This is a genomic window from Halalkalibacter suaedae, assembly GCF_017939705.1.
Taxonomy (GTDB): Bacteria; Bacillota; Bacilli; order Bacillales; family Bacillaceae_D; genus Halalkalibacter; species Halalkalibacter suaedae.
The window spans coordinates 547642-561388 of record NZ_JAGKSQ010000001.1 but is presented as its reverse complement, the minus strand read 5'-3'; the positions used below and the strand labels follow the sequence as shown (position 1 = coordinate 561388).

Below are 13747 nucleotides of genomic sequence, written 5' to 3'. Positions count from 1 at the left end.
ATTATATATTGGTTACCTCAAGTTAATCATTCAAAGCTAATAAATAAAACCCACCAGCCTCAACATCAATCGTTTCAGCTAAAGTTCGTTCCTCACTTATCCACAAATCAACCACTTTCCTGTTAACAAACGCCGTCGGCAAATCAACAGTCTTCTTGTCCTCACTACTATTTATCAAAACCAAGTACTCGTTTGCCTCATCCTTTTTCCTATATCCAATTACCTCCTCATTCTCAAAGCCTTCAATAAACCCAAAACCATCGTTCATCCGCAATCCTTTATACTCCTTACGCAACGAAATCAGCTTCTGTACAAACGCAAACATATCCTGATCTTGCTTCTCTTCGTCCCATTCCATGCACTTACGACAACCAGGATCCTGTCCACCTGTCATCGCGATTTCATCACCGTAATAGATACAAGGTGTTCCTGCCATTGTGAACTGAACAAGCATTTGCAGCTTGACCTTTTCTTTATTCTCACCACTTAATGTAAGTATTCGTGGGGTGTCGTGACTTCCTAGCAAATTAAACTGAACATTGTTCACGGTTTCTGGGTACATATTTGTGACAGACGTGACGGCTTGGACAAATTCGGTTGCACTGATATTGTCTTTTGCAAAGTATTCGGTAATCGCTGTTGTTAATGGGTAGTTCATAACAGCGTCGAATTGGTCGCCTTGGAGCCATGGCATTGAGTCGTGCCAGATTTCACCTAGGATGTAGGCGTCTGGTTTTGCTTTTTTGACGGTGGCACGGAAGTCTCTCCAGAAAGCATGATCGACTTCGTTGGCGACATCTAGGCGCCAGCCGTCAATATCGAATTCCTCGATCCAGTAACGTGCGACATCTAGGAGATAGGTCTTCACGTCAGGGTGCTCGGTGTTAAGCTTTGGCATTGCTGGTACGTAGGCGAATGTATCGTAATTCGCTGGTTCTTCTGTTTTCAGCGGGAAGCTGTGAATATGGAACCATTCCTTATATTGTGATTGCTCGCCTTTTTCGATCACATCTTGGAATTGTGGAAAATAGAATCCACTATGATTAAAGACAGCATCAAGCATGACGCGAATCCCTCGTTCATGGCATTTGTTGACGAGTTCTTTAAATGTTTCTTTGTCACCGAATTGTGGATCGATCTCCATGTAATCGATCGTATCGTATTTATGATTTGAATATGCTTTGAAGATAGGGGTGAAATACAAGCCTGTAATGCCAAGCTTTTCTAAGTAGTCTAAATGATCGATTACTCCTTGAAAGTCACCGCCAAAGAAATTCTTTGGTGTTGGTTCGGTACTTCCCCATGCTAGCGTTCCTTCTGGATCGATTGAGGAATCCCCATTTGCAAATCGTTCAGGGAAGATTTGATACCAGACCGTTTCATTCACCCACTGTGGTGGTGTGAAAACATCTTTCTTATTTAAGTATGGAAAGCAGAAAAAGAAGCCAGCGTCATTCGGTTCTTTTTCATAAAAGCCCTTTTCTGTGTAGAAGAGTGTTTCATTTCCACTTATCAATTGAAAGCCATAACGAAGCCGGCGATGCTCAGGCGTGACCGCCACAAGCCAGTAATCATGTAGGCCGTCACTTCCATTAAAGGTCATTTCTTTTTTTTGAGAAATCCAGCACTTTTCCTCAAGGTTGTAATCATAAGGATCCCCATAAATCAAATGGGCTTGTTCAACATCATTCCTTTTCGTCTTTACTCTAATATGTAGAGTCTGTTCATCAATTGCATACGCAAATTCATTTTTAGGCCTGTGATACATGGCTTCTTTTAACATTGTGCAACACTCCTTTGAGAATAGTATGCTACAAATAAAGAGGCGAGGACATAAAGTGCCTGACTGAAATTCCGCAGAGAACAATTAATTAGCGAAGTATATTTCAGGAGCGGCCTCCTTACGCTAACCAAAGTTGTTGGGGTTTTCATTTATTTCAAACACTGTCCTAGCCTCTATTTAATTTGGATTTTAAAGCATTAGTAGTTACATTAAGACAAAGATACTAAACCATGAAACACAGTGTCAAGCGTTTGCACAAATTGACGAAATACTAGTTAAAAAGGAAATGAAATAAAAAAACAAACTTTTTTTAAAAAAGGTATTGTCAACAGAGATATGGGCAAGTATAATGAAATTAATCAAGTGCAACCGTTTTCACAGCAAATGAGCGAGCGGGGCATTTTTTTAAAACGATTCATGCAAACGGTTGCCCACTTTTCGCTAAATAGCTCATTTCTAAAATGTGGTATGGAGGTGAAAAAAAGGGAAAACCTAAGCTTAATCACCAGTAATTAGTAAAAAATTATAAATTTTAGGGGGCGTACAGAATGTTTAAAAAGAAAGCGTTATTAACTTTAGTTTTATTCATCACACTTGCTTTGATGCTTGCTGCATGTGGACCGCAGCGTGATGAGGAAGTAGCACCAGAAGAAAATGCAGCAGAACCGGTTGCTGAAGGCGAAGAGCCTGCGAAGCCAGAACAATTAACAATGTGGGTAAATGATGAAGAGTCTCAGATTGATGCGTATGAGGCTATTACTGCAAAATACACAGAAGAAACTGGAATTGAAGTTGAGCTAGTTCCTTTCTCAATGTTAGATCAAACAGAAGCATTATCATTAGATGGTCCATCTGGTAGTGGTCCGGATATTTTCTTCCAACCACATGATCGTTTAGGTGATGTGTACTTACAAGGGTTAGCTGCAGAGCTTGAGCTAACAGAAGAACAGCTACAAGGATATCCAGAAGGTACACTTGATGCGTTCTCGTATGAAGGTGGATTATATGGTGTTCCGGCAGTTATTGAAACTTACGGTCTTTTCTATAATACTGATTTAGTTCCAGAAGCTCCAGAAACAATGGAAGAGTTAATGGAAATCGCAGCTAACTTAACAAATGCTGGTCAAGATGAGTATGGCTTCTTAATGGAAGCAACAAATTTCTACTTCACTTATCCTTTCCTAACTGCTGAAGGTGGTTATGTGTTTGGTACAGACGCTGATGGTGCTCTTCAATCCGATGATATCGGTTTGGCTACGGAGGAAACGGTTAAAGGGGCAGAATTAATTCAATCATGGTTCACTGAAGGATATGTACCAAACGGAATTACTGGTGACGTTATGAACGGATTGTTCCAAGATGGAAAAGTTGGAGCAGTTGTAACAGGTCCTTGGAGTATTCCAGATTATCAAGCAGCTCTTGGTGATAAGCTAGCAGTTGCGACATTACCGACAATGAATGGTGAGCCATTAAATTCATTCTCAGGTGTAAAAGGTTGGTTAGTTTCAGAATATAGTGATGAGAAATTCTGGGCAACAGATTTAGCACTATTTGTTACAAACGCTGAAAGCAGCTTAACGTACTTCGAAACAGCTGGTGAGCTACCTGCTCGTTCTGATGTTGAGCTTGATGATGAATTGCGTAACGGTATTTTAGCACAAGCAGAACATGCTGTTGCAATGCCTAACATCCCTGAAATGTCTCAAGTTTGGGATCCAATGGCTGAAGCTCTTGAGTTCATCTCTCAAGGTGATGATCCTGAAGCTGTTTTAAATGAAGCTGTTGATCAAATCAAAGAACAAATTGAATTATCAAAGGCTGGTCAATAAGACCACTTTCTAGGATGAGGCTGGGACATATCTAAAGTGTCTGACTAAAATTCTAAACAAAATAATCCCTTAGCGGATGAAATACACGTAGGCTCCTGCGGGATGCAAAAGCCAAAGGTGAGACCCCACAGGCGAAGCCGAGGAGGCTCACCGGCTTCCCGCGGAAAGCGAAGTGTATTTCAGGAGCGGTGTCCTTACGTCACCCCCCTTTTGTTCGGATTTTCTTCAAACCTTTTTGTCCCGGTCTTTGTCCAATCTTTAGGCAGGAGGAAGCTGACATGGAAAACAAGCAAGAAACATCCAATCGTGTGCAGCAACAAAAACAACATAATCCAAAGACGGCAACACTCCTTTCCATCATTCCAGGAGCGGGGCAAATCTATAACCGTCGTTATATAAAAGGTTCAATCTTATTTATTCTCTTTGCTGCTTTTATAACTATTTTCTTTAATTTCTTAAATATTGGGTTTTGGGGTTTATTTACGTTGGGGGAAATCCCTCGCTTAGATGACTCGCGTGTACTACTATCTCAAGGCATCATGGCTTTGATTCTAACATCTTTTGCTCTGACATTTTATGTAGCCAATCTATTCGATGCATATAAGGACGCAAAGAGAATACAAGAAGGTTGGCAGAACCCAGACATACGTGAAGGATTCCGTAATGCGTGGGATAAGGGTTTCCCTTATTTACTCGTTGGTCCAGGACTATTCTTGCTTATATTTGTTGTTGTCTTCCCATTGCTATTCATGTTCTTCCTAGCATTTACAGACTACAATTTATATAATGCACCACCGAAAAATCTACTAAATTGGGTTGGCTTTGATAACTTCGCTTCACTAGCAACCGTTCCAATCTGGAGAGATACGTTCTTGACGGTACTAGTTTGGACGTTAGTGTGGACATTCGTTGCAACGACTTTGCAAATTGTTCTAGCGTTATTCTTAGCGATTCTTGTTAACGATCCACGAATCAAGTTCAAGAAACTAATTCGTACAGTATTAATCTTGCCTTGGGCGGTACCAGGTTTTGTAACAATCCTGATTTTCGCTGCCTTATTCAATGACAACTTCGGTGCAATTAACCGTGATATTTTAACACCGTTACTCGGTACAGGATTGCCATGGATGACTGATCCGTTCTATGCAAAAGTAGCATTGATCATGATTCAAGTATGGCTTGGATTCCCATTTGTCTTCGCATTATTCACAGGGATCCTGCAAAGTATTTCTTCTGATTGGTATGAAGCAGCAGATATGGACGGGGCTTCGCGCTGGCAGAAATTCCGCAACATTACATTCCCACATGTTATGTTTGCGACAGCACCACTACTGATTATGCAATACTCGTTTAACTTTAATAACTTCAATATCATTTATCTATTTAATCAAGGTGGACCGGCAGTTCGTGGTCAAAATGCAGGGGGTACCGATATCCTCATTTCTTGGGTATATGGATTAACCTTTGAAACACAGAACTTTAATATGGCCGCGGCGATTTCAATTATTATTGGATTGATGGTAGCAACATTTGCATTCTTCCAATTCCGTCGCACACGTTCCTTTAAAGAGGAGGGGAAAATCTAATGACTCGTAAAACAAAAAGCAACTTAGAAGTAATCGGGATTTATGCCATTCTTGCAGTCATGTTTGTCATTATTGCCTATCCATTACTATGGACGATCGGGCTTTCCCTAAATCCGGGTACTAGTCTGTATGGTGCAAAAATGATTCCTGAGAATTGGTCGTTTGTTCATTATCAATGGCTCTTTACGGATCCGCGAAGTGACTATTTAACATGGTATAAAAACACATTAATCGTTGCAACAGCAACATCATTCTTTTCTGTGTTATTTATTTCATTAACAGCCTATTCATTTTCACGCTACCGTTTCATTGGTAGAACAAATGGTTTATATGCATTCTTACTACTTCAAATGTTCCCAGTATTAATGGCGATGGTTGCTTTGTACATTTTACTAAACACAATCAACCTATTAGACACATTAACTGGATTAATCATTATCTATGTCGGTGCATCGATTCCGATGAATGCATTCTTAGTTAAGGGATATTTTGATACGATTCCACGTGAGTTAGATGAATCAGCGAAAATTGATGGAGCTGGACATTTCCGTATTTTCTTTACGATTATGCTTCCGCTTGCTAAACCAATTCTAGCTGTAGTTGCCCTATTTAATTTCATGACACCATTCATGGATTTCATCCTGCCACGTATTATTTTAAGAAGTCCGGAGAATTTCACATTAGCACTTGGTTTGTTCAACTTTGTTAATGATCAATTCGCTAATAATTTTACCCGATTCGCGGCTGGTGCGATCTTAATTGCCATTCCGATTTCGATTATTTTCTTAGCACTTCAACGTTACCTTGTCACTGGTTTAACAGCTGGTGCAACAAAAGGATAATCTCTAATTGAAGATGCGAAGAGGCTAGGACATAACTAAAGTGTCTAATAGAGATACCGAACAAAGCAATCACGTAGCGGATGAAATATACGTAGACTCCTGCGGGATCAAAAAGCCAAAGGTGAGACCCCACAGTCGAAGACGAGGAGGCTCACCGGCTTCCCGCGGAAAGCGTAGTATATTTCAGGAGCGGTTTACGTCCGCCACCTTTATTGTTCGGATTTTCTATTAGTTAAATCACTTTTGTCCTAGCCTCTTTCTTTTCTTTTAGTATTCTGTGAATTTATGTAAAATTTAGTTTGTTTTAAGCGGTTTCAATCGTTAAAATAGAGTGGAATGGATATGGAGGAGGTGGATACCGATGGCGGTAACGATAAAAGATGTTGCGAAGCGTGCTGATGTAGCACCGTCTACGGTATCTCGTGTTATTGCAAATAGCTCACGAATTAGCGAAAAGACGAAAGAGCGCGTGAGAGAAGCAATGAAGGAATTAGGGTATCATCCTAATTTAAATGCGAGAAGTCTTGCGAATAAAAGTACAAATACATTAGGTATTGTCATGCCGAATACAGCAAAGATTGCCTTTCAGAACCCCTTCTTCCCTGAGGTTATTAGAGGCATAAGCATGAAAGCCTATCAAGAAGGCTATGGCTTATACCTTTCGACAGGTCAGACAGAGGAAGAGATTCTTGAAGAAGTGAAGCATATGGTTTATGGTGGTCGGGTTGATGGTATTTTGCTTCTTTACTCTAGAGTTGATGACCAGGTTATGCCGTTTTTAATTGAGCAAGGCTTTCCATTTGTCTTAATTGGAAGACCGAATGATATTGAAGAAGGACAAGTGACATATGTCAATAATGATAATTTCAAAGCAGCGAAAACGGTAACCGAGTATTTGATCCTGCTTGGTCATGAGCGAATTGGCTTTATCGGTGGAAACCTTGATTATGTTGTCACAATTGACCATATGAAAGGCTATGAACAAGCCTTGACCAACGCCAATATTCCTGTTAGCAAAGATTATATGGTGCATCATGAAGAAGTAAAAGAAGGTGGATAGGATGCGGTAATTGAGCTGATGTCTAATGAACAACCACCGACAGCCCTTGTTGTCGCTGATGATATTATGACGTTTGGTGTCCTGCGGATGCTTGATGATATGGGTGTAAAAGTGCCTGAGGATATCTCGATTGTTAGTTTTAACAATGTGATGATTTCTGAGTTATCTTCACCACCGATGACGACAGTTGATATTCATATTTATGATTTAGGTTTTAGAGCAACGGAGTGTTTAATTAAAAAGATTTACGATCCGACATTAGAGGATCGTAAGGTTATTATTCCTCATCGCCTGATTAAGAGGCAAACATGTAGAAAGTTAATATAATCAAGTTAAAGGCCGCTGAAAAAGGATGGATTGTCCCTATTTCAGTGGCTTTTACGTGTGCTCTGTTCAAGATGGAATTCTCCTTCATTGAGCAAACGAAGGGGAGAAATTCTACAGGATTGCAGTGAATGATTCACTGGTAAAAAGGGGTAAAATAAGGAAGGGTATTGGTCTGATTAGTGATTCTAAATTAATTTTCTTAGATATCCTCTTTTTCTATAATCAACACATATACTTAACTGTTCAAAAGAGAAATAGAAAGGTTAAAAACATTTTATGCAAAGTTAATGCAAGCGATTGCACAAATGGCGAAATTATGCTATTTTTATAAGAGACAAGGAGGATGTTACATGGAGAAGAAGTGGTGGAAAGAAGCGATCGCTTATCAAATATATCCGCGCAGTTTTATGGATTCAAATGGTGACGGGATCGGTGATATTCAGGGGATTATCTCGAAATTAGATTACTTAAAGAACTTAGGGATTGATGTGATTTGGATCTGTCCTATCTATAGCTCGCCAAATGATGATAACGGTTACGATATTAGTGACTACAAAGGAATTATGGAAGATTTCGGAACGATGGCTGATTTTGACCTGCTTTTAGAGGAAGTCCATCAACGTGGAATGAAACTAATTCTTGATCTAGTTATTAATCATACGTCTGATGAGCACCCTTGGTTTATTGAATCAAGAGCGTCTAAGGATAACCCATATCGTGATTACTATATTTGGGATCCAGGTAAGAACGGTAAGGAGCCAAACAACTGGGAATCAATTTTCGGTGGTTCTGCTTGGGAATATGATGAAGAAACAGCGGAGTACTTCATGCATGTCTTTTCTCGTAAACAACCAGATCTGAACTGGGAAAACCCTGCAGTACGAGCAGATCTATATGAAATGATTAATTGGTGGCTAGACAAAGGAATCGATGGTTTCCGTGTTGATGCAATCTCGCATATTAAAAAGGTTCCTGGTTTTCCTGATATGCCTAACCCAGATAAGAAGAAGTATGTACCATCATTTGAAGGTCATATGAATCGTGAAGGAATTCACGTCTTTCTTGAGGAGCTTAAACGTGAGACCTTTGATAAGTATGACATCATGACTGTTGGTGAAGCCAATGGCGTCAAGCTTGAACAGGCAGAGGACTGGGTTGGCGAAAAAGACGGCTGTTTCAATATGATCTTTCAATTTGAGCATTTAGACCTTTGGGGGAAAAGTGCAGAAGGTGGCCTAGATCTTGCCGCATTAAAAGAAACGTTTACGAAATGGCAGGAAGGGCTAGATGGCATGGGCTGGAACGCTTTGTTTTTAGAAAACCATGATCAGCCACGCTCTGTTTCGACATGGGGTAATAGTGAAGAGTACCGAGATGCATCGGCAAAAGCTCTTGCAACGATGTATTTCCTCATGCAAGGAACACCATTTATTTATCAGGGTCAAGAGATCGGGATGACAAATGTTCAATTCGATTCGATCGAGGACTACAATGATGTTGCAATTAAGAACCTTTACCGCAACGAACTTGAGGAAGGCAAGACTCATGAAGAAGTGATGGCAGTCATCTGGAAAAATGGTCGTGATAACTCAAGAACGCCAATGCAGTGGAACACAGAAGCCAATGCTGGCTTCACAACTGGCACCCCTTGGTTAAAGACAAACCCTAACTACACAGACATTAATGTTGAAGAGTCAATGGCAGACCCGGATTCTATCTATCATTACTATAAGAAAATGATCAAATTAAGAAAAGAAAACCCAGTGCTAGTATATGGTAGCTATGAGCTTATTCTAGAAAACCATGAAAAGGTTTACGCATATACGAGAACAGACGGTAATGAAAAAATGCTGATCATTGCTAATTTATTTGCTGAGGAAACAGAAATCACTGTTCCTGCCTTTGTTGAAAATAGTGAGCTACTATTAAACAACTATCAAGTGGACGAAGTGGAATCAGCGAGTGAGTGGACGTTAAAACCTTTTGAAGCAAGAGTGTACAAAGTAAAGTAATACAGCAACTAAATCTATCTCAATAAACCGCAGCTAACTGCAGGAAGAATGGTAGCGGAGTAGCTGTGGTTTATTGTGTATATGTGCATATTGATTGAGAGGGGTTAGAGACATGTGGGGAAGTAAGGGGAAGAAGGAACGAAGGAAATTAGCCATTCCGATGCGAGTTAAAAGGTCAAAAAGCAAAGAGAATACTAATCTAGAGAAGTCATTTAAATGGAAGAAGCTCCTTTTAGGTACGACTTTGAGAAAAATGAGTCTGATGATCAGTTTATTAGTAGTTGTATCGATTATTGCCATTTTCTATTTATTTTCTATTAATAACAAAATTGACACAACGATTAATCAGGCCAATGAGTACATAGCGATTGAAGAGGAGTACCGTCTTGTGATGAATGATTTACAACGTGTGATTTCCATCCAATACGATATGATGGCAACAGGGTATTCAGATCAGAAGAGCAAAAACATTACTCGTATTTTTGAAAACGCCTCCAATTGGGAGGGAGCGAAGAACTTTCTAAATGATGAGGGCTTAGAACCCTACATCGCTCAAATCGAGGAGTCGCGAGAAACATTGCAGCAGCTACATCAAGATTATTTTCTAAGCTATCAGTCAAATTGGGACGAGCTTGTTACTGGGAGTATTTCACCAGTCATAACGCCAATTGAATCACATTTATCAAGAATCGATGAAAATATAACTCTTCATTTAAGAGAAATTACCGAAGCGAATAATTCAGAAGTGACAGAGACACTGAACTTGAGTACGTCAAGAACACTGATGTTGATTATTCTTTTACTAGCAATTCCAGCTGTTTTCATGATTGTCTTTGCCCGTGATTTAAACAAGGGTGTGTCACAGCTAAAGTCACAAATGAAGCAATATGAAAAAGGTGAGTTTTCTGAATCGAGAAAAACAACACGCTTTGATGAAATTGGCGAGTTGCAAACCTCTTTAGAAAAAATGAGGGTGAAAATCGAGGAGAATCTAACTGAAACCAAATTGATTAGTCATGAAATCATCGAAGCCGCTAAGGAAATTGGGAGTGAACGAGAGCAATTAGGTCAGAAGAATGTTGAAATGGAAGAGGTTGTTTTGAGGCAGCAGGAACTCGTTCAAATTCAACAGCAAAATGCGATGTCGATTTCAGCGGTAACAGAGCAATCATCGGCAAGTACGGTTGAGATTCATCACTCGTTAGAGGAATTAAAGAAGGGTATGGAGACAATGAATGCCCATGCCACTAAAGGAACCGATTATATTGATCAAACAGAACAAAACATTGATCATGTATCAACTTTAATGGACTTCTTCCAAAAACAGCTTGAGAGCGTCAAAGAAAATACGAGTGTGATTCAAGGGTTTATGAAGCATATTTTCAGCATTTCAAGTCAAACGAATCTACTTGCGATCAATGCCTCTATTGAAGCGGCTCGTGCGGGAGTGCATGGGAATGGCTTTAAAGTCGTCGCAGAAGAGGTTCAAAAGCTATCACAGCAGACGAACGCCTTCTCTGATGAAATTGCTAAGCAATTAAAGCAAATCACTGAGAATGTCACAAGTTCACTTGATGGCTTTAATGAGCTCTATCAATCAATCCAACAAACGAAGGATCTTTCACAAACAACGTCAAGTCAGTTTAAAGAAGTGTCCTCACAAAGTGAAAAAATGCGTACACAAGTATTTGAGGTGACGAGCACGATGGAAGAGATCTCAAGTGGAACGCTAGAAATTGTTAGCTCAATTAATGTACTAGCAGAGCAAGCCAATGTTAGTGAGGATAGTATATCTTCAATTAAACAAATCTCAGAATCGCAAATCCATGCAACTGAAACACTCCAACGTTCAGTTGAACAGCTTTCAGCACTTGCTGTTAAGCTACAAAACCAAGAGGAGCGTTTTGTTGGTTAGTTAGTGTGTGGAATCAGGTGGTGTGAGAGTGATTTGAGCAAATGGTAATAGCTGTGATGCTTGATGCCTGAGGTGCATGTCAGGGTTTTAACGGACATATGATCCGTTATTTTCGAAAAAAGCTCCTATTTTCATTTTTTGCGGACATATGATCCGTTATTTCATATAAATCTTTGAAAATTGACGGTTATATCACTAAATAACGGATTAAATGTCCGTAACCTCCTGATTTTTTGTTTTTTATGCTGATTAACGGAATAGATGTCCGTAAAGAAAATTTGAGAGGTTAAGAGCAGGGGGATAGCGGGTCCTATTCAGGTTTACTTGCATTGGATGCAAGCCGAATTCTCTGTCTTTCTGCAGTTAAAACATCATTAGATAAAAGAACCAAAAAGTGTGCACTTTTTGGTTTTTTTTATTTATACATGACCGTTTCAGCAGTAGGCTTTAAAGCAATGGAACCACTCCAGTGACCAACAAAAGCGACTGAGTCGATTTTGTTGGTCACGAGAGTGTACCTTTTTAGTCAATTGAGTCGGTGTTTATTGATGTTGAAGCCCTTTATAATAAGTTTATGAAAGCGATTACAAACAGGGTGGTGAACACAACGTGAGTAGACTTGAAACGACAAAAGTAACAACGGTCACAAAGACGAAGCATGAGACACGAACGAAGGCGAAAATGAAGAAGATTTTGTCCTATGCCGGCTTTGTCGGGCCAGCCCTTTTCTTTTTTATTCTCATTCAAATTATTCCGTTTGTTATGGGTGTGTATTATTCCTTTACATCCTGGAATGGGATTAGTTCAACAATTGAATGGGTTGGACTAGATAATTATAAAAAGATTTTCACAGATGATGAGAAATTCTTTGATTCCTTCTTATTTACAACGAAATTTATGTTTGCGGCTGTAGCAATTAGCAATATTATCGGATTTTCCTTTGCATTACTATTAAACTCAGCTCTGAAAACGAGAAATCTTTTGCGAACGGCTTTCTTTATTCCGAATGTGATTGGTGGCTTGTTACTCGGGTTCATCTGGCAGTTTATCTTCGTTAGAGGATTTGCGGCAATAGGTGAGATAACAGGAATTGCCTTCTTCCAGCAAGCATGGCTTGGAGATGCGAATACAGCATTTTGGGGAATTGTTATTGTTTTCGCTTGGCAGATTAGTGGATATATGATGGTCATTTATGTTGCGGCATTACAGGGTGTCGATACATCGTTGCTAGAGGCAGCGAGAATTGATGGAGCCAACGCATTTACGTTGTTAACAAAAATGATTATTCCATTGATATTACCGGCGTTCACGATTTGTTTCTTCTTAACGATTTCGATGGCCTTCAAGATTTTTGATTTGAATCTTTCATTAACTGGAGGTGGGCCGTTTAATTCGACCCAATCTGTTGCCATTAATATTTATCAGGAAGCCTTTACGAACAATAATTACGGGCTAGGCTCAGCTAAGTCGATCTTATTCTTCTTAGTCGTAGCAATCTTTACGACCCTCCAAGTGATGTTTACGAAGAAAAGGGAGGTTGAAGCATAATGAGAAAAAAATATACGAAACGAACCTTTGTTTTAGAGATATTTGCCATCTTGCTAGCTATTCTGTTTCTTGTTCCATTTTACTTTGTCATTGCAAACTCCTTAAAGAGTTTCTCTGAAATCTTAATGGATGCTGCAGCACTGCCGACTGAATGGTTGTTTTCTAACTATGTCAAGGTGTGGGAAATCTTAGAATTTCCGAAGGCATTTTGGAATTCCTTTATTATTACGGCATTAAGTAATATAGGGCTTGTTGTTATTAGCTCAATGGCTGCTTGGAAGATGGTTCGTACACCAGGGAACTTCAGCAAGATTCTTTTTATCTGCTTCGTTGCAGCAATGGTAATTCCGTTCCAGACGGTCATGATTCCACTTGTGAAACTTGGTGGAATGCTAGGGATCATGAACAGCATTCCAGGTATTATCATCATGTATTTTGGTTTTGGTGTTCCGCTTTCTCTCTTCCTTTTTCATGGCTTTGTTAAGACAGTGCCAGTGGAAGTCGAGGAATCAGCTCGGATTGATGGGTGTACACAGTTTGGTGTCTTTTGGAGAATTGTGTTTCCATTATTAAAGCCGATAACTGTAACCGTTGTCATACTGAACACGCTCTGGATTTGGAATGATTATCTCCTGCCACTACTAGTACTTCAGGATGCATCATTACGAACGATTCCACTCGCGACGAGCTCGTTTTTTGCACAATATACGAAGCAGTGGGATATGGGTCTGGCAGCGCTTGTCCTTGGGATTACGCCAATCGTTATTTTCTTCCTATTTCTGCAGAAGCATATTATTAAAGGAATTGCTGCAGGATCGATTAAATAGCACGTACCAAATTTGTTA

General features: G+C 39.7%; 8 protein-coding genes and 1 pseudogene. 8 read left to right on the top strand and 1 reads right to left on the bottom strand.

What is annotated here, in order from left to right:
* Window positions 1–22 precede the first annotated feature (22 nt).
* Window positions 23–1783: a glycoside hydrolase family 13 protein gene (locus J7W16_RS02710; RefSeq protein ID WP_210595628.1), complete on the bottom strand. Its 1761-nt coding sequence runs from the start codon at window positions 1781–1783 to the stop codon at window positions 23–25.
* Window positions 1784–2331: 548 nt separating this feature from the next.
* On the opposite strand from J7W16_RS02710, the gene J7W16_RS02705 reads away from it, so the two are divergent.
* The 8 genes and pseudogenes from J7W16_RS02705 to J7W16_RS02670 all read left to right on the top strand — a co-directional run bounded on the left by J7W16_RS02705 (window position 2332) and on the right by J7W16_RS02670 (window position 13729).
* Window positions 2332–3612 carry an extracellular solute-binding protein gene (locus J7W16_RS02705; RefSeq protein WP_210595626.1) on the top strand — a complete coding sequence of 427 codons (1281 nt, stop codon included), beginning with the start codon at window positions 2332–2334 and terminating at the stop codon, window positions 3610–3612.
* Between the two features lie 278 nt (window positions 3613–3890).
* Entirely contained in the window at window positions 3891–5198 is a 1308-nt protein-coding gene (locus tag J7W16_RS02700; protein WP_210595625.1) for a sugar ABC transporter permease, read from the top strand.
* Window positions 5198–6040 (top strand): sugar ABC transporter permease, encoded by an 843-nt coding sequence (locus tag J7W16_RS02695; RefSeq protein ID WP_210595623.1) that lies wholly within the window; start codon window positions 5198–5200, stop codon window positions 6038–6040. Before J7W16_RS02700 ends, J7W16_RS02695 begins: the two co-directional genes overlap by 1 nt.
* 361 nt (window positions 6041–6401) lie before the next feature.
* A pseudogene (locus J7W16_RS02690) lies at window positions 6402–7427 on the top strand (LacI family DNA-binding transcriptional regulator).
* 350 nt (window positions 7428–7777) lie between these two features.
* Complete coding sequence (locus J7W16_RS02685; protein ID WP_210595621.1) at window positions 7778–9439, top strand: glycoside hydrolase family 13 protein; 1662 nt, start codon at window positions 7778–7780, stop codon at window positions 9437–9439.
* A 112-nt stretch (window positions 9440–9551) separates the two neighbouring features.
* Window positions 9552–11354: a methyl-accepting chemotaxis protein gene (locus tag J7W16_RS02680; RefSeq protein WP_210595619.1), complete on the top strand. Its 1803-nt coding sequence runs from the start codon at window positions 9552–9554 to the stop codon at window positions 11352–11354.
* Between the two features lie 681 nt (window positions 11355–12035).
* The gene (locus tag J7W16_RS02675; RefSeq protein WP_210595914.1) at window positions 12036–12902 is read left to right on the top strand and encodes a carbohydrate ABC transporter permease; all 867 of its coding nucleotides are present in this window, start codon (window positions 12036–12038) and stop codon (window positions 12900–12902) included.
* On the top strand, window positions 12902–13729 hold the full coding sequence (locus J7W16_RS02670; protein ID WP_210595617.1) for a carbohydrate ABC transporter permease: 828 nt from the start codon (window positions 12902–12904) through the stop codon (window positions 13727–13729). The genes J7W16_RS02675 and J7W16_RS02670 overlap by 1 nt, the downstream gene beginning before the upstream one ends.
* Window positions 13730–13747: the final 18 nt, after the last annotated feature.